The sequence below is a fragment of the Klebsiella sp. Lac1 genome, from assembly GCF_009825425.1.
GTDB classification, from domain to species: Bacteria; Pseudomonadota; Gammaproteobacteria; order Enterobacterales; family Enterobacteriaceae; genus Klebsiella; species Klebsiella electrica.
Genome location: NZ_VJZJ01000002.1, coordinates 88,461 through 109,964, shown reverse-complemented (window position 1 = coordinate 109,964; position 21,504 = coordinate 88,461). Strand labels below are relative to the sequence as shown.

20 protein-coding genes are annotated in these 21,504 nt (G+C 53.7%); 5 read left to right on the top strand and 15 right to left on the bottom strand.

Annotated features, from left to right (window positions below):
• Nucleotides 1-206 precede the first annotated feature (206 nt).
• Nucleotides 207-488 (top strand): YjcB family protein, encoded by a 282-nt coding sequence (locus FNY10_RS15920; RefSeq protein ID WP_131049872.1) that lies wholly within the window; start codon nucleotides 207-209, stop codon nucleotides 486-488.
• Between the two features lie 47 nt (nucleotides 489-535).
• Here FNY10_RS15920 and FNY10_RS15915 read toward each other — a convergent pair whose 3' ends face one another.
• From FNY10_RS15915 to FNY10_RS15890, 6 genes are all read right to left on the bottom strand, one after another.
• A complete protein-coding gene (locus tag FNY10_RS15915; RefSeq protein WP_160702537.1) occupies nucleotides 536-1,234 on the bottom strand; it encodes a fimbria/pilus periplasmic chaperone in 699 nt (232 codons plus the stop codon).
• Nucleotides 1,203-2,846: a fimbrial adhesin EcpD gene (gene ecpD, locus FNY10_RS15910; protein WP_160702539.1), complete on the bottom strand. Its 1,644-nt coding sequence runs from the start codon at nucleotides 2,844-2,846 to the stop codon at nucleotides 1,203-1,205. The genes FNY10_RS15915 and ecpD overlap by 32 nt, the downstream gene beginning before the upstream one ends.
• On the bottom strand, nucleotides 2,836-5,367 hold the full coding sequence (locus tag FNY10_RS15905) for a fimbrial biogenesis outer membrane usher protein (protein WP_131049869.1): 2,532 nt from the start codon (nucleotides 5,365-5,367) through the stop codon (nucleotides 2,836-2,838). The genes ecpD and FNY10_RS15905 overlap by 11 nt, the downstream gene beginning before the upstream one ends.
• 24 nt (nucleotides 5,368-5,391) lie before the next feature.
• Entirely contained in the window at nucleotides 5,392-6,060 is a 669-nt protein-coding gene (locus FNY10_RS15900; protein WP_131049868.1) for a hypothetical protein, read from the bottom strand.
• Between the two features lie 57 nt (nucleotides 6,061-6,117).
• On the bottom strand, nucleotides 6,118-6,702 hold the full coding sequence (ecpA, locus tag FNY10_RS15895) for a common pilus major fimbrillin subunit EcpA (RefSeq protein ID WP_100685319.1): 585 nt from the start codon (nucleotides 6,700-6,702) through the stop codon (nucleotides 6,118-6,120).
• Between the two features lie 177 nt (nucleotides 6,703-6,879).
• A complete protein-coding gene (locus FNY10_RS15890; protein ID WP_131049867.1) occupies nucleotides 6,880-7,455 on the bottom strand; it encodes a LuxR C-terminal-related transcriptional regulator in 576 nt (191 codons plus the stop codon).
• Nucleotides 7,456-7,895: 440 nt separating this feature from the next.
• Here FNY10_RS15890 and FNY10_RS15885 point away from each other — a divergent pair, with 440 nt between their 5' ends.
• Together FNY10_RS15885 and FNY10_RS27020 are read left to right on the top strand one after the other, a co-directional pair.
• On the top strand, nucleotides 7,896-8,744 hold the full coding sequence (locus FNY10_RS15885; protein ID WP_131049866.1) for a winged helix-turn-helix domain-containing protein: 849 nt from the start codon (nucleotides 7,896-7,898) through the stop codon (nucleotides 8,742-8,744).
• A gap of 6 nt (nucleotides 8,745-8,750) precedes the next feature.
• Nucleotides 8,751-9,233, top strand: coding sequence for a hypothetical protein (locus tag FNY10_RS27020; RefSeq protein WP_227699443.1), 483 nt, complete (start codon nucleotides 8,751-8,753; stop codon nucleotides 9,231-9,233).
• Between the two features lie 11 nt (nucleotides 9,234-9,244).
• Here FNY10_RS27020 and FNY10_RS27015 read toward each other — a convergent pair whose 3' ends face one another.
• Entirely contained in the window at nucleotides 9,245-9,556 is a 312-nt protein-coding gene (locus FNY10_RS27015; RefSeq protein ID WP_227699448.1) for an anti-adapter protein iraM, read from the bottom strand.
• 456 nt (nucleotides 9,557-10,012) lie between these two features.
• Complete coding sequence (gene ssb1 / locus FNY10_RS15875; protein ID WP_100685316.1) at nucleotides 10,013-10,540, bottom strand: single-stranded DNA-binding protein SSB1; 528 nt, start codon at nucleotides 10,538-10,540, stop codon at nucleotides 10,013-10,015.
• A 246-nt stretch (nucleotides 10,541-10,786) separates the two neighbouring features.
• Between ssb1 and uvrA the strand changes: the two genes are divergently transcribed.
• The gene (uvrA, locus tag FNY10_RS15870; RefSeq protein WP_141965606.1) at nucleotides 10,787-13,612 is read left to right on the top strand and encodes an excinuclease ABC subunit UvrA; all 2,826 of its coding nucleotides are present in this window, start codon (nucleotides 10,787-10,789) and stop codon (nucleotides 13,610-13,612) included.
• Here the strand turns inward: uvrA and FNY10_RS15865 are convergent, their stop codons facing one another.
• From FNY10_RS15865 to dnaB, 6 genes are all read right to left on the bottom strand, one after another.
• Nucleotides 13,613-13,969, bottom strand: coding sequence for an MmcQ/YjbR family DNA-binding protein (locus FNY10_RS15865; protein WP_100685314.1), 357 nt, complete (start codon nucleotides 13,967-13,969; stop codon nucleotides 13,613-13,615).
• Between the two features lie 3 nt (nucleotides 13,970-13,972).
• Entirely contained in the window at nucleotides 13,973-14,389 is a 417-nt protein-coding gene (locus tag FNY10_RS15860) for a secondary thiamine-phosphate synthase enzyme YjbQ (protein ID WP_131049863.1), read from the bottom strand.
• 145 nt (nucleotides 14,390-14,534) lie between these two features.
• Nucleotides 14,535-15,248, bottom strand: coding sequence for an acid phosphatase AphA (gene aphA / locus FNY10_RS15855; RefSeq protein WP_131049862.1), 714 nt, complete (start codon nucleotides 15,246-15,248; stop codon nucleotides 14,535-14,537).
• Nucleotides 15,249-15,523: 275 nt separating this feature from the next.
• Entirely contained in the window at nucleotides 15,524-16,717 is a 1,194-nt protein-coding gene (tyrB, locus tag FNY10_RS15850) for an aromatic amino acid transaminase (RefSeq protein WP_160702541.1), read from the bottom strand.
• Nucleotides 16,718-16,971: 254 nt separating this feature from the next.
• Nucleotides 16,972-18,051, bottom strand: a complete 1,080-nt coding sequence (gene alr, locus FNY10_RS15845) for an alanine racemase (protein WP_131049860.1) — start codon at nucleotides 18,049-18,051, stop codon at nucleotides 16,972-16,974.
• Nucleotides 18,052-18,264: 213 nt separating this feature from the next.
• Nucleotides 18,265-19,680, bottom strand: coding sequence for a replicative DNA helicase (gene dnaB / locus FNY10_RS15840; protein WP_004856470.1), 1,416 nt, complete (start codon nucleotides 19,678-19,680; stop codon nucleotides 18,265-18,267).
• Nucleotides 19,681-19,768: 88 nt separating this feature from the next.
• Here dnaB and FNY10_RS15835 point away from each other — a divergent pair, with 88 nt between their 5' ends.
• Nucleotides 19,769-20,752, top strand: coding sequence for a quinone oxidoreductase (locus FNY10_RS15835; protein ID WP_141965614.1), 984 nt, complete (start codon nucleotides 19,769-19,771; stop codon nucleotides 20,750-20,752).
• 484 nt (nucleotides 20,753-21,236) lie between these two features.
• Here the strand turns inward: FNY10_RS15835 and pspG are convergent, their stop codons facing one another.
• The gene (pspG, locus tag FNY10_RS15830) at nucleotides 21,237-21,479 is read right to left on the bottom strand and encodes an envelope stress response protein PspG (protein ID WP_100685307.1); all 243 of its coding nucleotides are present in this window, start codon (nucleotides 21,477-21,479) and stop codon (nucleotides 21,237-21,239) included.
• Nucleotides 21,480-21,504 lie beyond the last annotated feature (25 nt).

Below are 21,504 nucleotides of genomic sequence, written 5' to 3'. Positions count from 1 at the left end.
ATAAAGATATGGCATTAAAAACCGCTAAAAACGCACATTTTTGACTGGTGAATAAAACAGCAAATGTGATATAGTTCACACAACATAATGAAACAAGAACAATGTTTCATTATTCCCCTGATTGCCCGTAGATAGCCAGAGCGCCACGTCATCGTCAGTCTCACCAGGTTGTCAAAGGCACCCGATTTTCTTTGAGGATGAGGTTGATGGCTTCCATAACTACCAGTGTCATACTTTTGCGCTGGCCGCTGGTGAGCGCGGTTCTGATGTTTTTGGCCAGTTCGATGAACATTCAGCTACGTAAAAGTGAGTATGCCGGTTTAGCCGTTATTTGTAGCGGCCTCGGTCTGGTTGCGGCCTGCTGGTTCGCCACCGGCTTATTGGGGATCACGTTGCTGGATATCGCCAAAATCTGGGGCAATATCAAAGACGTCATGATCGAAGTCATGAGTCAGACGCCGACAGAATGGCCGATGGTCATGACCTGATACGCTAAAAGCTTCCCACGGGAGGCTTTTTCATTTACCGGCAAATGCTACTCGCAATCCTTTGATATTTTAATAAATTTATCATTATAGATAATATATTTATTCCCAGGCTGGCGCAGCGCCGCCTGGCGAACCACCTCTCCAGGCCGTAGGTACCAGGCCTCGCCCTCTTCTTCCGTTGCATCACATCCCGGCTTGATCAGCAGTTTAAACCAGGTATTGCCGCTGTTGCTGACGCTTCCCGCCTGCCGATCGAAGGCCCATTTGAACTGCACCTGCCGCGGGCGTACCACCAGAATCGTGTCCATCACCACCACCGGATCAATACCGACAGACCCGCCGGCCGCAGTGCGGCCAATGCGGTTTCGGGTAGGAATTTCACGAAACGACACCCGGTAATAGCGCTCACGATTATCCTGCGGGCCATGATAATAGAATTTAAAATATTCCCCTTGCCCGGCCTGCAGGGTGAGCTGACGCGGGGCAAAGAGCAGCTCGCCATCAGCCGGACGAGAGCGGACCTCGTGACTCCCCGGTCGGTCTATTCCGACGACCGAAACCTGATAAAGCCGCGCGCTCGGGTTGTTATTCAGTACCCGTTTGGCGACAAAGCTCTCCTCTGCGCCCAGCGAAAAGGTTAAATTGCCGACGGAAATCGCCCTGCCCGCCGTTGGCAGACCCAGAAGCAGCAACCACGCGACGGCCCGGAGCAGGTTAATTAATATTGCGCCATGTCGCCTGAACATGAATCTCTCCTGAAGCGCTCACTTCACCAAACCAACCATCGTCATCTACCGTTCTTAACGAAATATTGTCGTTCATCGGTATAGAAAATTTCACCGTCGTCTTGTTCATCACGCCAATATCGCCGGAGGCATCCGTCCACGGCGTCGTCAGCCACAGCGCATCCGTCATATCGCGCCAGCGGTCATCACAGCCGGCGTCATAATTTTTGCTCGTTCCGCTGCGGGTGGTAAACGTCAGCAGCGCCGGGAAAGGCACTTTTGTCGCCCCGTCCGGCGAACTGAACAGGCAGTATGAACGCCCGGCGATCGACTGCGACGGGCCAGTGACTTTGATCAAGACTTCATCGGCGGCGGTTTTGCCGCTGGTGGTGACGATATAGCCAAAATCCAGAGAAGGCTGTCCCGCGCCGACATACCCTTCGCGCGACGGCGAGCTGATGTACTCATCGGAAATAATGCTGATGCTGAAATCACGCGGTTTGATAATCAGCGAGTTGGAGGTGGAAAATTCGTACCAGCCGGACTCCGGCGAGGTGGTGTTCTGGAAGCGGAAGTTAAACAGATCCTTGGTATTAATATCACTGATGCCCAGCGCCACCATCTGCTTAAAGAAGTTGCTGGAAAAGAAGATGTAGACCGAATCCGAGGCTTTCAGCTCGTTAAACGTATAGTAGTAGGCATTGCCGCTGACCGGCTTCCAGTTGTTACCATTGAGGCTGAACTGCATATCATAGATATTCACCGCCGATGTCAGCGAAGTGTTGTTAATCGCCGGGAAAATATGAATCGAGGTGTTGCTCAGTCCATTATGCTGCAAGGCATAGTTAACCATCTTGCAGCTCAGGCCGCTACGGCTACCAATCGTCTGCGCGCGACAGTTCGAGCTGCCCTCACCCAGCGTCGGGACCCCATCGCTATTGATAAACACTTCGGTCAGCGAATGGGTGTTAACAAGCTTTAAGTTTGCTGCTTTAGTATGGGTCACTTTACGCACGTACCAGGCGCCGGAGGCCTGATCTTTGCAGCGCGCCCCGCTGCTTGCATCGTAGGAGATGGAGGTCTGGCAGGCGTTGATCGTCATCGACATGCTGCCGCCAACTGGCATCTGCTGTAGATACTGGTAGAAAGCGTCCGACATCATGCCGTGCATCCATTTTTGTCCGCCGGGGGTCACCGTCACACCGTAAAAGCCGTTTGCATCCGTGACCTGAGGCAAAATCAGACTGGTCGCCATATCGCAGCCGGCGTACCAGTTGATGCAGCGCAGGCCGCTCAGGGGATTCGACACCGGCGAATTTTCCAGCCACATGTCAAACTTCCAGTTGGCATTCAGCCCGGTGTTAAAGCCGTTATCGATATAGCCCAGACTCTGCTGATAGATAGTGCCGCTACCGTTGTATTTCAGTCCGGTCCAACGACTGGCGCCAGTCATGCGCGGATCCAGCACGCCGCCCGGCGTGGCGAAAAAGTTATCATCGGAGTTGTTTTCCACAAAAACAAACTGCACCGCTGCCGCGTCCGCCCAGGTTGTTTTCGTTACCGCCGCTTCTGCCCGCGGCGCACACAGCGCGACGATAAACAGGCAAACCAACGGGAACCACTTAGCTTTCATGACCTTCTCCTGCCTGCTGCGCGCTGGCGTAAGTTTTCAGACCCGTACAGACGACATCGCCGACCCATACCGCCCCGCGCGCCTGACTCAACTCAAGCCCGACTTCACAGCTTTGGTTATTGCCGTAGGTAAAATCGATGGTGGGGTATTTTTTATCCACGTCCATCACGAATCCTCCCGTGTTATCGGTACGAGTCCGGCCAATATGGTTATTGATGTGCGCATTAGCCAGCAACGTGCCGTCTTCGGCGCGGATGCGCCCGGAAACGGTCACCATCTGTTTCACCTCCGGTTCGATCACCGCCACGTTGCCCGGGTAGAGCGTCAGACTGCTCTTGCGGTTGCTGACAATGTCGTAGCTGTCGAGTGAGTTCTTACTGTTTTGCAGCTCGACTTCATAACGGCTGTACGGTGAAAGCGGCAGATAGTTGCGTTTGCCGGTAAGCTGGACGACCCGTCCGTTGACCCTGGCGCTCAGCTTGCCGTCATCATCGAGATCGGTGTTAAAAATCACGCCAGCGTTGCCGTCGGTGCGGCCGCTGGCGGCAATATTCCTCCCCTGCCAGCCGGCGCTACCGCTGGCGGTCAGGTTGGTATTCACATAGCCGTCAGCGCCGCTGTTAATATTGAGCGTGCCATTGGCATAGCGGGTATCAAACTGGGTATAGGCTCCGCCGCTCAGCGTTTTGTCATTACCGGTATCACCGGAGATCGCCCGCGAAATATTGGCCCCAAGGGTACGTACCACGCCCTCATCAAACTGTTTACGGGCGGACAGGTTTGCCATGGTGTAACCGTTCTGGTGGGTCATACCGGCGCTGAACCAGTTGCCCAGCGGGAGTGAGAAGTCGAGCGCGACATACTTCCCGGTACTGCTACTGCTCTCGCCGCCGCCATTATTAAAGCGCTGAATACCGGCACGCAGACCCAGCGAGCCGAAAGCGCCGCTAAAGAGAGTCTGATAATAATCCGCGGTGTAGTAATGGCTGTTATAGCGACGGTCATCGTTGTAGCTAATGCTAAAGGTCCCCAGCTTTGACCACAGCGGGTTCAGGTTAAGGGTTCCGCCAATCGCCCGGTTGTCGGCGTCGCTGCGGCGTAACCTGGCACCAATAATGGTTTTTTCCTGGTTAAGCCATATGGTGCTGAAACCACCGGGCAACGAAGCGCTGATGCTGCCAATGCTGCTCCAGGAGCTATCGCTGGCCAGCATATTTTGCAGGTTAACGTTGACAGACTCGGTCAGCGGGACGGTCAGACGCGTCTCGCCGACGGCATTGCTATCGTAACCGTAGCCGGTTGCTGCCCAGCTGAGCGTGCCCACGGAGCCGGACGTCGACAGGCCCGCCAGCCAGCTCTCTTTCGCCGGTTTGGTCTTTTTACCGCTCTCAGACCAGCTATCCATATGAAAGCTGCCGCCCCACACCTGCCAGGCCAGCGGTGCGCCCGCTCCGCGTCCGCGACTGAACAGTTTGTTCACCCGCTGGGTGCGCTTACTGACCACCCGGCCATTGACGATAACCTCAACGTCCACATCATAAATACCGTATGGCAGCCCCCGGGTGTCCACTTCGTGGTTACCCATCACAAAGTTCTGGACGCTCAGCAGACGCCCGTCGCGCGATAAATGCACCTCCCCCGCGGCAGGCAAAAAAGCCACGATCGGCGTGACCGATTGTGAATTATCAAACACCGTTGAGCTGGCCTGGTTTCCCCAGGATGCGCCGTAGATTTTGCCCGCGGAAATGGCGGTCATCGGCCCAAGCGACTGTAAATTCCACGTATCCAGCATCCCGCCGGCAAAGCGATGCCCGGCGAAATCACGCTCATACATGGCCTTATAAATTTCGCTATCCTGATTGCTGGTTCCGGTGCCGTAGAGCGAACCGTCCAACACGATATGGTGCTCGCGCAGCGAGCTGACGCTGTTCAACGACAGATAGCTGGAGGTACTGTTGCCACCGTTACGCATCTGGTTGTTATACACGCCGAGGTTATAGTTCAGACTGCTGCTGAGGCTGTTAACGCTGGACTGGCCGATATCTTCACTGCGTGAGCGCAGGACGGTTCCCAGCGCTTCTCGTTTCACCACCAGTTGCAGCAGCAGCTGCCGCAGACTGAGCTGCAGCTGCGCATCGCGGGTGAGCGTGATGTGTAAATCGCTGTTGAAGGGCGTATTCGCCAGTTCAGTCAGCGTTTTTCGGGTTTGTTCACTGACGCTGGCGTTGTCGCCGCGCTCTTCCAGTTGAATATGACGGATGCGCAGCGTACCGGCATCCAGCCAGATAAACGCACTGCCAAGACGCTGGTCGTCCCCGGTACCCGCACTGCCTTCCAGGTGAAGAAACAGCGGGATACTCATTCCATCCTGTAGCGCCTGGCTGAATGCCTGAGGAATCACCACGCCGCCAATTTGCTGCACCTGCTGAGGCGCGGCATTCACACTAAGTGGAAGAGTCAAAATGGCCATACCGCAGGCAAGGAGCGTTTTCAGCTCAGGTGAAATCCGTCGTAAAGGCATACCCTGATTCCATCAGCACAATTGTTATTTTACGGGAACAAACTGCTCGCCCTGCCAGAGTGCGACCCGCCCCTTTTTATCGGCAACATTCACGCGGGTGAAACGGCGCTCTTTGCCGGGCATGAGGTAATAATTCTCTTTGCATTCTTTGCCATCTGCGGGCTTCAGGCAGGGGCCGTACGCCAGGATGCGCAGCGTGGCGTTGCCGGTATTCACCAGCGTTCCGTTGGCATACTGATAGCGGTAATTAGCCTTACGCGGGGCAACGACCAGGATGGTGCCGATACGGGCCGATGCGGTAGCAACCGCACTGCGCCTGGCGCTATCGCGCTGCGCATCGCTCAATGCCTGATCGAACCAGACAATGCGGTAGTAGCGTTCTTTATTATCCGCCGGCCCCTTATAGAAAAAGCGGATGACATCGCTACTCTTCGCGGGCAGTAGCAGGCTGGCTGGCGTCAGCAGCACTTCGTCCTGACGGTCCATCGGAATCACGCTGCCGCCTTCAAGCGGTGAGGAGAGGCGTTCAACATGGATATTGATTAAACGTCCGCTATCGGTGGTGTTTTTAATCTCTTTACTGAGCACGCTGGCGTCGCTGTTCATAAATGAAGAAATATCGCCAACATCCAGTGCCAGGGCCGGCATGATGGCGCAAAAATACAGGCTGATAGCCAGGATGCGGTTTTTCATATGGATTCGGTCCGTGGAAGAAAGCAGGGGGAATCCCCTGCTCGTGCGACAGAGAAATCAGCTGGTCCAGGTCGCGTCGAACTGGACGCTGACGTCACCGCTCCAGATCCCTTCCGGCAGCGTGCTGTAATCGGTCACTGCGGTCGTACCATTGGTGGTGCCGCTGATGATAGAGAAGTTAAAACCATCCTGGGCGGTAGCGCGGCCAGTCTGGTTGTAGCCATTAGACAGCGCGCTAAGGTTGCCGCCCAGAATGCCGTTCTCCGTGTCGATCATCACGGTATTAGCCGATTTTTCGACGGCAACGCCGTTATAATCCACGCCGACATTCAGCGTCGAACCGGAAGTGTCCAGCTGGGTCAGGGTATTGGTAATCAGACGGGAGGTCAGTTTAAATGCTGTCGCAGTCGCATCTCCTTCAATCGCAACATCAAACAGACCTTTCTGGGAGTTAAAACCTTTAATCCCTTCCGCATACTGGAAAGCAAGGCTACCCAGAGGAGTCACAACCAGTTTGCTGGTGGTGTCTTTTTTTGCCGTTGCCGACCAGGTTGCGACGGCCTGAGCCGTAACGTCTGCGGCCTGAACAGCACCCACACAGAAAGTCGTCACAAGAGCTGCTGCTAACATTTTCAATTTCATATTTCATCACCTGATAAAAATAATAGGCTTGTTATCGCCCGTGCTGTTCCATAGTTTTTTATGGAGCCATTACCCTTAAGAACCGGATGTTCTTAAATGCAAAAGTTGAATAAAACCGATAAAACTCACTAAATTCCCGCAAGAATAAAACGCAACCGCACTGCCAGTGATACAATATTAAATAAGAATCATGTCGGCGCCTGATGCCGGCAAGATAAAACGCATTAAAGCAAACATGGTTATGTTGTTGTTATTTAGCAACCCGACTTTATTGCTGGTATTGCTTTTATGTAAGCTCACTGTCTTGATACTCAGACCAAGAATTTCAGAAATATCATTAAGTAAGTTACCAATAATCATTAATGACATTATCTTCTCTTCACGAACCGTGAGTTTTCTTTTCCTGGCTTTAAACTTTTTTAATTTAAGGATGCTTGCAACCGTTTTAACACTCGCATCAGAAGACAGAAAGCAGATATTATTAATGTCAGAAACATCACTGACAAATTTGGCATCGGGTGCCACAATCACTTTCGCCGGACTGTTCGACAAATAATATTGATACGAACAAAGCATTTTATCTATCTGTGCAAAATGAATAATGACGTAATCTTCAGCGCTCAACGCCTGACACTGCTGGTGCGCATACTCATTGTCAATGTTATCGACCCAGGCGATGTTGCAATCATCATCAGCCACACAGGCCAGACCCTGCATATAGAAATAATTATCTGTTACGATTAAGACAGCCATGATAACAGAACCTCCATTCCATTGAGCCTGCTTGAACTCATCCGTTGACAGACGCAACATCAATAATGACGTTGGCCCCTGCTTTTTTACTTTTCTTTTATGAGCAGTGACAAAACATCACTATTATTTTTGTTACGGTAACGCTGCCACGTTTCATGCACAAATAGTAAGCTTAATAAGCAGAATTTATTACTCATAAAGTTATGAAGGACAAAAAAATCACATTTGTTGAACATTTGTTAAAACTCAAGCCATTGATAATCATGAGAATAGACAGTAAATTTAACAAATAAAAATCAGTTTAGAAAAACCTCATTCAGGGATTGAGATTATTCTTAGTTATGAGTGAATGTCAGGTTTACTCTTTGGTGCTAGTATCGCCTCATCAAATCCCAGATAAATGGCACAGTGGTAACTATTCTCACAATAAGAAATCATATATGGCTACTATTTACGTTATCGAGAACACGCTGCGATTTAACTCAGAAGCGCATACTCTCCATTCCATAAAAAGTAATGAACGCATGACTCTGGCAATACCAGCAAGCCTTTGCTTTGATTTGTTAATAAAAAATCAGGGCAGAATTGTCACCCAGGCAGAGCTGCTGCAAAATGCGTGGGGAGAAAGAGGAATGAGTGTTACGCCGAATACTCTATATCAAAACATCTCTTTGTTGCGCAAGTCTTTAAATCACTTCAATGTGAATGGAACACTGATTCAAACAATCCCTAAACGGGGTTTCATGATTGCTGATGAAGCGAATATCCTGATTGACAGTCCCGGGAGTCCTCCACAGAGGGATAGCGTGGTTCCCGAAATAAATCAGATGAACGGGGTTGTGACGGAAGTAGACGACACTCATCATGAAGGGAGCCAGCAACTTCACGCCGACCCGCCGACGACACAAGACAAAGACGATGTCCTGTCAACGGGAATCATCGGCGCAGTGAGAAGCCGAAAGACAGGATGGATTGTTGCTGGTATTGCAAGTCTGTTGATTATTCTGCTGCATCTCTACATTAATCAGTCAGCCACAACCGATTCACCTTTCTCGTCATATACGCTGCTCACGACGATCAACAGTTGCAAGATATTTAGAAACGATGATCTAAGGTTTGATGAATACTATATTAACTTCCTTAAAGAGCATAACATCACCTGCTCAAATGGACAGACTATTTATATAACGAATCATTACCCATCGAGCAGGACTTCACTGATCTCCTGTCGATACCCAATAACATCTAATAAAAAATCATTCTGTACTTCATCTTATTACTTAAAATAACTCAATATGAAAACACGAAAGATAAAAAAAGCTATTGCATATGCTTTAATTATTATTACGATAAGCCTGACAGTTTATTACATAAGTTCATCTGATGACGGTGAAAGCATTAGCTGTACGTCCGCTTTTTCAATCGTCAACGGTGATGAGGAATTTTCTTTCTCTGTCACTTTCTTTGCCAGTGATGGTGATGGGTTAATGACATTCAATGGTAACTCAGGAAATTCAAAAGATAATATCAGCATCAGAAAATATATAACCTATGTAAAAAACAAAAATAATATTTATATTTTCAGAAGTAGCAGTACTAATGTTCGCTCGAGTGCTACAGCACTACCTGAGAGGTTCGATGAGATTATGCCGCCGTTCTTTACAGAGATCAGTAAAGAAGATCGATTCATTATCAAAATCTTAAAGATAAAACAGGGTTCATGGGTGTTTATGTCAACAAATACCCCCTATTTTATTTGCGAAAATAATAATGGGTAGCGCAAGCCGCGCTAGCAGAACGCGTGGTGCGTGAAACTACCAGGACAATGCTTAATCGCACAATGCGGCTGATAACAGCAACCCTCGATCGTGGTGGCCCCGAAATCATAGGGACAGGATGGCCTTTCCCTCAGGGCTTCCCACTGTGTATGGCTGTAGGTTGAAATATTATAAACCTTAATATGATGATATTTATCATTAACGAATACTTTCGAGGAAAACAGCCTCATAGATTCCCCGGGAAGTAACAGAATATCAGCCTCACACCATATAATGAATTTTAAAAAGCGGATAATTGAAATAGCGGCCATAATAAACGGCATACGACGACTCACCCTCACCCCATGACGTTATTTGCGCATATTTACCCGGTTGCCCGGATAGTAAACTGAAATGGCTCCGCTCCCGCGCGGCCGGGGAAATGAACAGGCTAACCCTCCGGAATTGGCTAAAATAAAAGGATGCATCTGCGGAGCATCTCCCCATGAATAGCCTCTCATTTCAATAACCCGCTAGCGCCAGCTTTGCCTGGCTTACCGCCCTGCTATTTGCCGGTTCCGCTTATGCGGCTGTCGGGGAACGGACCGCTCCCGCCACGCCGTGAGGCGCTATCACATTGCAGGATACGCGGAGCGCGCAGACATAAAAAAGCCTGAGTCCGGTAAAATACCGAACCCAGGCCCTGAAAGCCGCTTCTTAATGTAAACTGTCCAACTTCATGGGGTCAGTCCAAAACGGGGCTTTTTCTTATGCTTTAACCGCAGCGTCTAAGGATAACCTTAGAACGGGATATCGTCATCGAAATCCATCGGTGGTTCGTTAGAAGGGGCTGCCGGTGCCTGCTGCTGCGGACGAGACTGCGCGCCGCCGCTAAACTGGTTGCCGCCCTGCGGCTGCTGAGGCTGACCCCAACCGCCCTGCGCCTGACCGCCGCCTGCCGGAGCGCCCGCGCCCTGCTGACGACCGCCGAGCATTTGCATCGTGCCGCCAACGTTAACCACGATCTCGGTGGTGTATTTTTCCTGACCGGATTGGTCAGTCCATTTACGGGTGCGCAACTGGCCTTCAATATAGACCTGAGAACCTTTACGCAGATACTCGCCGGCCACTTCCGCCAGTTTGCCGAACAGCACAACGCGGTGCCATTCGGTCTGCTCTTTCATCTCACCGGTCGCTTTATCACGCCAGGATTCGGAAGTAGCCAGCGTAATGTTGGCAACTGCGCCACCACTCGGCATGTAGCGTACTTCCGGGTCCTGGCCCAGATTACCGACGAGAATCACCTTGTTTACGCCTCTGCTGGCCATGTTTGTGTCTCCTGAATGCATTTCTTAATAGTGTAAACGCGCGAGTGTACCATTTCCAGGCGCTATGTTGATAGCTGGGAAGTATGTTCCAGATAACTCTCGCGGCACGACATTTTTGCATACCCCGCAGGAAAATGCATTCCAATACTGTATATTCAAACAGGTTAAATTGTGTCATAATTAGCCGTTTCTGCCGTTTGTCCTTCTAACAAACCAGGCTATCCGCGTATCTACCGGGAAAGGTGAATGGATAAGATCGAAGTTCGGGGCGCCCGCACCCATAATCTCAAAAACATCAACCTCGTCATCCCACGCGACAAACTGATTGTCGTCACCGGGCTGTCAGGGTCAGGCAAATCCTCATTGGCTTTCGACACACTGTATGCCGAAGGACAACGTCGCTACGTTGAATCGCTCTCCGCCTATGCGCGTCAGTTTCTGTCGCTAATGGAGAAGCCGGACGTCGATCATATCGAAGGGCTGTCGCCGGCGATTTCCATTGAACAGAAATCAACGTCGCATAACCCGCGTTCTACGGTTGGGACCATTACCGAAATTCACGACTATCTGCGCCTGCTGTACGCGCGCGTCGGCGAGCCGCGCTGCCCGGACCATGATGTTCCTCTGGCTGCTCAGACCGTCAGCCAGATGGTCGACAATGTGCTCTCACAACCGGAAGGTCAGCGCCTGATGCTGCTGGCGCCGATCATTAAAGAACGTAAAGGCGAGCACACCAAAACGCTGGAGAACCTCGCCAGCCAGGGCTATATCCGCGCGAGGATCGACGGCGAGGTCTGCGATCTTTCCGATCCGCCGAAGCTGGAACTGCAAAAGAAACACACCATTGAAGTGGTGATCGATCGCTTCAAGGTGCGTGACGATCTGTCCCAACGTCTGGCCGAATCCTTTGAAACCGCGCTGGATCTTTCCGGCGGTACCGCCGTTGTCGCCAATATGGACGATGAAAAAGCGGAAGAGCTGCTGTTCTCCGCCAATTTCGCCTGCCCGATTTGCGGCTACAGCATGCGTGAGCTGGAGCCTCGCCTGTTTTCGTTCAACAACCCGGCAGGCGCCTGCCCGACCTGTGACGGTCTGGGCGTTCAGCAGTACTTCGATCCCGACAGGGTTATCCAGAATGCCGAGCTGTCGCTGGCGGGCGGCGCCATTCGCGGCTGGGATCGGCGTAACTTCTACTACTTCCAGATGCTGAAGTCGCTGGCGGAGCATTATCAGTTCGATATCGAGGCGCCGTGGGGCACCCTGACCGCCGACGTGCAGAAGGTCATTTTGTACGGCTCAGGTAAAGAGAATATTGAATTCAAATACATGAACGACCGTGGCGATACGTCAGTACGCCGTCACCCGTTCGAAGGCGTGCTGCACAATATGGAACGCCGCTACAAAGAGACGGAATCCAGCGCGGTGCGCGAGGAGCTGGCGAAGTTTATCAGCAACCGCCCGTGCGCCAGCTGTGACGGTACCCGTCTGCGCCGCGAAGCCCGCCACGTATTTGTCGAAAATACGCCGCTGCCCACCATCTCCGACATGAGCATTGGCCACGCGATGGATTTCTTCAACAACCTGAAGCTCTCCGGCCAGCGGGCGCAAATTGCCGAAAAAGTGCTGAAAGAGATTGGCGATCGCCTGAAATTCCTCGTCAACGTCGGCCTGAACTATCTGACGCTCTCCCGTTCGGCGGAAACGCTCTCCGGCGGCGAGGCCCAGCGTATTCGCCTGGCGAGCCAGATTGGCGCCGGACTGGTCGGCGTGATGTACGTGCTGGATGAGCCGTCCATCGGCCTGCATCAGCGCGATAACGAACGCCTGCTCGGCACGCTGGTTCATCTGCGTAATCTGGGCAATACGGTGATTGTCGTCGAGCATGATGAAGACGCTATCCGCGCCGCCGACCACGTGATCGACATCGGCCCAGGCGCCGGGGTACACGGCGGCCAGGTGGTGGCTGAAGGGACGCTGGACGCGATCATGGCGGTGCCGGAATCCCTGACCGGGCAGTACATGAGCGGCAAACGCAAGATCGAAGTGCCGAAGCAGCGCGTGCCTGCCGATCCGGGAAAAGTCCTGAAGCTTACCGGCGCGCGCGGCAACAACCTGAAGGATGTGACGCTGACGCTGCCGGTCGGCCTGTTTACCTGCATCACCGGTGTATCTGGTTCCGGTAAATCGACGCTGATTAACGATACGCTGTTCCCGATTGCCCAGCGTCAGCTCAACGGCGCGACCATCGTGGAGCCCGCCCCATACCGCGATGTGCAGGGCCTGGAACACTTCGATAAGGTTATCGATATCGACCAGAGCCCGATTGGCCGTACGCCGCGTTCAAACCCGGCGACCTACACCGGCGTCTTTACTCCGGTACGCGAACTGTTTGCCGGCGTGCCGGAATCGCGCTCACGCGGCTATACCCCAGGACGCTTCAGCTTTAACGTCCGCGGCGGTCGCTGCGAAGCCTGTCAGGGCGATGGCGTGATTAAAGTCGAAATGCACTTCTTGCCGGATATTTATGTGCCGTGCGACCAGTGCAAAGGCAAGCGCTATAACCGCGAAACGCTGGAGATTAAGTACAAAGGCAAGACCATTCATGAAGTGCTGGATATGACCATTGAAGAAGCGCGCGAGTTCTTTGATGCCGTTCCGGCGCTGGCGCGTAAGCTGCAAACGCTGATGGATGTCGGTCTGACCTATATTCGCCTCGGCCAGTCCGCCACCACGCTGTCCGGCGGTGAGGCCCAGCGCGTGAAGCTGGCGCGCGAGCTGTCAAAACGCGGTACCGGCCAGACGCTGTATATTCTCGATGAGCCGACGACGGGGCTGCACTTCGCCGATATCCAGCAGTTGCTGGAGGTGCTGCACCAGCTGCGCGATCAGGGCAACACCATCGTGGTCATTGAGCACAACCTGGATGTCATCAAAACGGCGGACTGGATCGTTGACCTTGGGCCAGAAGGCGGCAGCGGCGGCGGTGAAATCCTCGTCTCCGGTACGCCAGAGACCGTTGCAGAGTGCGAAGCCTCGCACACCGCGCGCTTCCTCAAACCCTTGCTGAGCTAATCACCGTGCAAGCTGCTGTCGGGTCGGTTCCGACAGCAGCCGCACCGCCTGCTGGTAAGAGGCGTCCACCAGATAGTAAATCTGCGAATCCGGCAAGGAGCCATCCAGAAAGACCGTACTCCAGTGGGCTTTATTCAGATGTCTGCTGGGTCGGATATCCACATGCTGTTCCCGTAGCAGTTCGGCAAGCTCCGGGCTGGCTTTCAGCGACACCGCTGGCCGCTTGTCTTCCACTTCTTTCACTAATGCAAAGAGCACATCCGACACTTTAATCTGCGTGGCTTTCCAGTCGCTGTGCACACTTTGCTCTGCGCCCGGTTTTGCCATGCAGTACAGCAATAACTCCGAAATGGTCATCTGTTATTCCCCCGTGAGCGTCGCAACGATATGCCGCGAACCGCCGTGAATACGATGTTCCCCTAACCAGATTCCTTGCCAGGTCCCCAGCCTGACGCGCCCGTCCTGCACCGGCAGCAGCAGGGAGACGCCAGGCATCGACGACTTGATATGCGACGGCATATCATCAGGACCTTCATAATCATGTTCGTACGGCGCATTGTCCGGCACCGCGTTAAGAAAATACTGCTCCATGTCGTAGCGGACGGTCGGATCGCAGTTTTCGTTAAGCGTCAGGGAAGCGGAAGTGTGCTGGAGCAGCAGATGCAACATACCGACTTTGACGCGCGACAGCGCGTGGAGCTGGCCGAGGATCTCATCGGTCACCAGATGAAAGCCGCGGGATTTTGCGCCTAACGTCAAAGTTTGTTGATGCCACATAAACCACTCCTGTTGCGAATGAATCTTTCTAAGTGTGCAGCAATAAGCGAAAAGGTAAAACCTTGCCACGCGCTTTTTCGTACAAAAAAGCGGCAACCCGCAGGCTACCGCTTTCGTTTGTGACAGATTTCAGCAGCAGGTGAAATTAGTATTCGGAATTGACGATCACTTCTTCACCCAGCGCTCCGGCCATCGGCAACGGTTTATATGACGAATTTGACGCGCGCAGTACGCGAATGCCGCGAGCCCCGGCATCATGCGCGGCAGAGATGTCGTTATCGGAATCACCGTAGAAGACCTTAATATTCTTCTCCTTCAGCCATTGGACTTTTGTATTCTGCCCCGGCTGGTCGCCGGCGAAAATAACCGGATTCATATTTGCCGCCGGGATCAGGAAATCATCCTGCAGCGTTTTCGAGACCGTTTCCGTTTTGGTCTGACTGCGCCCGGTGACGAAGTAAATGCTATCGCCGCGTTTCACATGCATCGCAATCAGCTGGCGCGCCACCTCTTTTGGCATACTGAAATCGTCCCAGCCGTTATTCATTTTTTCCCAGAACTCCGCTTTTTTCAGGTACGCATCGCTGCCGGGAGAGAAGGTTTTTTGCCCGCGCCAGAAGCCGGGGCTGGAAAACAGAACGGTGTCGTCGATATCAAAACCGACGGCAAACGGCTGACGCCCCAACAGGCTGTTTTCAATCTGAGCGACGGAAACCCAGTGAACCGGCGCCTGTTCGGCCAGCCTGGCAACGTTGGTGCCTGGATTGAGCTGTGACGGTGAAGATGCCAGGGCGATTGCGGCGTGATTTAACGTGAAAAGTAAGCAGAAGGCGCTAAAGGCCAAAGTTATCTTGCGCATAGTTATCCCTTTTAAACGTCATCCTGAAAACTGCCGCCCTGCTGGCGGATCAACCGCGGCGATACCGCGCGGGTGCGGATGACGGTGCGTATAAGTCGTCGAATCGTTATTATTTTTAATAATGTGGCTGCTTATTACTGGACCATGACCTTAACCCCGGTCCTCGCCGATGCAAAGAATTTTCTGCTCAGATGTCATAGAAAAAGAGAATGATCACACTTCGCAAGGGAGTAGTCCTTTCCCGCCAACGGGAAAGGACATATATTCGCAGGGAATTAGATAACGGCAGAAAACGCCTGGGCCACGCGCTGGACATTACGTGAATTGAGACCCGCCACGCACATCCGGCCGCTGGAAATCAGATACACGCCAAACTCTTCACGCAGACGATCAACCTGCGCCGCGCTCAGGCCGGTGTAGCTGAACATCCCACGTTGTTTGAGCAGGTAGTCAAAATTGACGCCCGGAACTGCTTCTTTCAGCACGTTCACCAGCGCCTGGCGCATCGCCAGAATGCGCGTACGCATCTCTTCCACTTCCGCCAGCCAGCTGGCTTTCAGCTCCGCATCATTCAGTACGGTCGCGACAACCTGAGCGCCAAAGTTCGGCGGGCTGGAGTAATTGCGTCGGACGGTCGCCTTCAGCTGCCCCAGCACGCGGTTTGCGGTTTCGGTGTCTTCGCAAACGATCGACAGGCCGCCCACGCGCTCGCCGTACAGCGAGAAAATTTTCGAGAAGGAGTTGCTGACCAGCATCGGTATGCCAGCGCGGGCGATTGCGCGAATCGCGTAAGCATCATCATCCATTCCCGCCCCAAAGCCCTGATAGGCGATATCGAGGAACGGAATCAGGTTGCGCGCCTTCAGCACCTCGGCAATGAGATCCCACTGGCCATGATTCAGATCGGCGCCCGTCGGGTTATGGCAGCACGGATGCAGCAGCACGATGTCGCGCTCAGGCAGGGTCTGCAGTTTCGCCAGCAGCGCATCAAAACGCACGCCGTTGGTCTCGTTATCAAACCAAGGGTAAGTGCTTACTTCGAAGCCAGCCCCTTCGAATATGGCGATATGGTTTTCCCAGGTCGGGTCGCTGACCCAAACGCGAGACCCCGGGAAGTAGCGTTTTAGAAAATCGGCGCCCACTTTCAAGGCACCGGAACCGCCCAGCGTCTGAATAGAAGCGACGCGGTTTTGCACCAGCACCGGGTGTTCTGCACCGAACAACAGCGGGGCAATCGCGTTGCGATAAGCGTTCAGCCCTTCCATCGGTAGATACAACGAGGCGCCGTGCGGCTGAGCGTTAAGACGCGCTTCCGCTTCAGCAACCGCCTGTAGCTGCGGGATAATCCCGTCTTCGTTGTAATAGAGGCCGATACTAAGGTTTACTTTGTCACTACGCGGATCTTCTTTAAAACGCTCCATCAAGGAGAGAATAGGATCGCCAGCGTAGGCGTCAACTTTTTGAAACACGTGATGTTTCTCCGGGTTTACGAGAGGCAGGTCATAACACAATAAACCGGAAGCAGAAGAAGATCGAGAGGATGTTGACGGATAGTTGGTGGATAGTCGGCGAGGATCGCATGTCCCTCGCTCGCCCTCAGGGGGAATCTCCCGGCTCGCGGCGTAAACGCCTTGCCGGTCCGGCGCCGGTTCCAGGCAACAGCCCCGGTCAGCGCAACGCTGCCGGAGATGTCACAACCGCAATGTATCGACCCGACGTACGCTTAATCCACGTACTTCATCGATACCCTTGAGGTCAGGCGAGTAATAAGTTCGTAAGCACTCACATTCGTCAGTGCGGCAATACGTTCGACGGGCAGACCGTCTCCCCACAGCACCACCGGGTCGCCGGACTTATCCTGCGCCTCAGGCCCCAGATCGACGCAAATCATATCCATCGCCACACGACCCACAATCGGCACTTCCCGGCCGTTAACCAGCACCGGCGTACCGCTGGGCGCCGCGCGCGGGTAGCCGTCGCCGTAACCCATCGCCACCACGCCTAACCGGGTATCACGTTCACTCACCCAGGTCCCGCCATAACCTACCGGCTCACCCGCTTTATGTTCGCGTACGGCAATCAGACTCGACGTCAGCGACATGACCGGCTGACAACCGAAATCTGCGCCGGTGGAGGGGCTATCCAGCGGCGAGACGCCGTACAGGATGATGCCCGGGCGGACCCAGTCAAAATGCGACTGCGGCCACAGCAAAATTCCGCCCGATGCCGCGATGGAACGCAGGCCGGGCTTGTCTTCACTGAAGGTGGTGAAAATATCCAGCTGGCGTTCGGTGGCGCCGCATGCTGGCTCATCCGCCCGCGCAAAGTGGCTGACGATATTGACCGGCTGGCGCACATTTTTGCACTGACTCAGACGCTGCCAGAAGGCGTCCGCCTGTTCCGGCAGGACGCCCAGGCGATGCATCCCGGTGTCCAGTTTCATCCAGACGGTGACGGGCTCAGGCAACTCAGCCTGCTCCAGCGCCTCCAGTTGCTCCGGGCTGTGTACCGCCGTGTGCAGTTGCTGCGCGGAAATCACCGGCAGATCGGCCGCATCAAAGAAACCTTCCAGTAGCAGGACCGGTTTCGTGATACCGCCAGCGCGCAGGCGCAAGGCTTCTTCGAGACGGGCGACGCCAAAGGCATCGGCATCAGGGAGCGTTCGCGCGGTCTCAAGAAGACCGTGTCCGTAAGCGTTCGCTTTCACCACTGCAACCAGTTTACTGGCAGGCGCCAGTTCACGCAGACGTTGCAGGTTGTGTCGCAGAGCGCGGCGGTTAATCACAACAGTTGCCGCTTGCATTTAAATTCCTTGATAAAAAGATCGCTTAAATCATTCGTGTTGCAGGACAAAAACGCGCTGGCGTTTTTGAACAGCGCCTGCGCTGGCCCCGAAGGGACGAGGACGCAGTCCGGGTCACGCGACAAACCTGAGAGTCCCGCGAACTTAGTCCCCTAAGCGACCGGAGCGAGCAGGCGCAGTCAACGCCCCTGCGGCGCGAAGAATGACGGCGATTTATTCGTCGTCGTACTGTGGTCCCGCATAATTATCAAAGCGCGACCACTGCCCGTTAAAGGTCAGACGTACCGTCCCGATAGGCCCGTTACGCTGTTTACCAATAATAATTTCCGCGATGCCTTTTAAATCGCTATTCTCGTGATAGACCTCATCACGATAGATAAACATGATTAAGTCGGCATCCTGTTCAATGGAGCCAGATTCACGCAAGTCGGAGTTCACCGGGCGTTTATCGGCACGTTGTTCCAGCGAGCGGTTAAGCTGCGACAGCGCCACCACCGGTACCTGCAGCTCTTTCGCCAACGCTTTTAACGAACGGGAAATTTCCGCAATTTCCAACGTACGATTATCGGAAAGCGACGGTACGCGCATCAACTGCAGGTAGTCGATCATAATCAGGCCGATGCCGCCGTGTTCACGAGCGATACGCCGCGCGCGGGAGCGAACTTCCGTCGGCGTCAGGCCGGAGGAGTCATCGATGTAGATATTGCGTTTTTCCAGCAGGATCCCCATGGTACCGGAGATACGCGCCCAGTCTTCATCGTCCAGTTGGCCGGTACGAATACGGGTCTGATCGACCCGTGACAGCGATGCCAGGGAACGCATCATAATCTGTTCTGATGGCATCTCAAGACTGAAGATAAGTACCGGCTTGTCTTGTAACATCGCCGCATTTTCAACGAGGTTCATCGCAAATGTTGTCTTACCCATCGATGGACGCGCGGCGACAATAATCAGATCCGACGGCTGCAGGCCGGCGGTCTTTTTGTTCAGATCGTCATAGCCGGTATTGACCCCGGTGACGCCGTCATGCGGCTGCTGGAACAGTTGCTCGATACGCGCAACGGTCGCATCGAGGACGTCGGCGATATTCTTCGGGCCTTCATCTTTGTTGGCGCGGCTTTCGGCAATCTTGAACACCCGGGATTCGGCCAGGTCGAGCAGGTCTTCGCTGGTACGGCCCTGGGGGTCGAAACCCGCCTCGGCGATTTCATTGGCCACCGAGATCATCTCACGAACAACGGCACGTTCACGGACGATATCCGCATAGGCGCTGATGTTCGCCGCACTTGGCGTATTTTTTGACAGTTCCGCCAGATACGCGAATCCGCCAACGCTGTCCAGCTGTCCCTGACGCTCCAGCGATTCCGCCAGCGTGATCAGGTCGATCGGGCTACCGGTCTCCTGCAGACGCGCCATTTCAACAAAGATATGGCGGTGTGGGCGGGTATAAAAATCTTCCGCCACAACGCGCTCGGCGACGTCGTCCCAGCGTTCGTTGTCCAGCATTAAACCGCCCAACACCGACTGTTCCGCTTCAATCGAGTGCGGCGGGACTTTTAACCCGGCGACCTGCGGATCGCGCTCACGGGGTTCAGTCTGCGGTTTGTTGAAGGGTTTATTTCCTGCCATATTGAATACAGATACCGGGATAGAGATGGGGTCGAAATATTAGCACAGGTCTCTGTTTTGACCCACCCAAATGAAACTGGAGAGAGCTATGGCAATACGAATAGAATTTGAACAACACGGTGGGCCGGATGTGCTCAAAGCCGTAGAATTTACCCCTGCGGATCCGCAAGAAAACGAGATCCAGGTAGAAAATAAGGCCATCGGTATTAACTATATCGATACCTACATCCGCAGCGGCCTCTACCCGCCGCCGTCTCTGCCAAGCGGCCTGGGTACCGAAGCCGCCGGCGTGGTGACGAAAGTCGGGCGCAGCGTGCAGCACATTAAAGCAGGCGACCGCGTCGTCTACGCCCAGTCAGCGCTGGGCGCCTACAGCTCGGTACATAATGTGGTTGCCGATAAGGCCGCTCTTTTGCCGGACGCTATCTCCTTTGAACAGGCGGCCGCATCGTTCCTGAAAGGGCTGACGGTCTATTACCTGCTGCGAAAAACCTACGAAATCAAGCCCGGCGAAGCGTTTCTGTTCCATGCGGCGGCCGGCGGCGTCGGGCTGATCGCCTGCCAGTGGGCGAAGGCGCTGGGCGCTAAACTGATTGGTACCGTCGGCAGCGCGCAAAAAGCGCAGCGGGCAAAGCAGGCCGGCGCCTGGCAGGTGATCAACTATCGCGAAGAAAATATCGTTGAACGCTTAAAAGAGATAACCGAAGGGAAAAAAGTCCACGTGGTCTACGATTCCGTGGGCAAAGACACCTGGGAAGCGTCGCTCGATTGCCTGCAGCGCCGGGGGCTGATGGTCAGCTTCGGTAACTCTTCCGGCCCGGTAACCGGCGTCAATCTGGGGATCCTCAATCAGAAAGGGTCGCTGTATGTCACCCGCCCTTCGCTGCAAGGCTATATCACCAACCGTCAAGAGCTGGCGGAAGCCAGCAGCGAACTGTTTTCGTTGATTGCCAGCGGCGCGATTAACGTTGACGTGGCGGACAGCCAGAAATATGCCCTCACCGATGCCCGACGCGCACATGAAGTGCTGGAAAGCCGCGCCACTGAAGGCTCAAGCCTGCTGCTGCCGTAACGGGTGAATCGAGGCAAGGTTAACCTGGCCAACGCACCTGTAGTCTGAAGTATGACGAGAAGCCCTCCCTAAATAATTCAGGCTACAGGAAGGCGGCAAGATAACGAATCCCCGGGAGCTTACTCCAGTAAGTGACCGGGGTGAGTTAACACAGCCAACGCACCTGTAGTCTGAAGTATGACGAGAAGCCCTCCCTAAGTAATTCGGGCTACAGGAAGGCGGCAAGATAACGAATCCCCGGGAGCTTACTCCAGTAAGTGACCGGGGTGAGTTAACACAGCCAACGCACCTGTAGTCTGAAGTATGACGGGAGGGGGAGAAAAGTTTAGGGCTTCCATACGGAAGCCCTGACTTTTTTTAGTTCGGCTGTATGTAGGGTACAGCGCGATGAATTGGTTAACGCGCTAATAGTGACAGATTTAATAAGCAAAACCTACGCTGTTCTATGCAAAATTCTTCAGGTTGTGACCGACCGCTCACTCCCTTAATAACGCCAGCGGTTGTTGCTGCGGTAGTCTGTCGCTTTTGGCGTATTTATCGACCGAATCACCCACACGACCGCAATGGCTAATAGCAGCCACGGCAGCAGTTTAATCATCATCGCAAACAGCCCGCCAACGAACATCAGCACCGTCGCCACGACAATCGCGGCAAGAATCCCCAGAATCGACACGCCGGTGACCAGCAACATGACAAAAAATCCAATGACAAATAAGAGTTCCAGCATCGTCTTCTCCCCAAAGAAATAACCG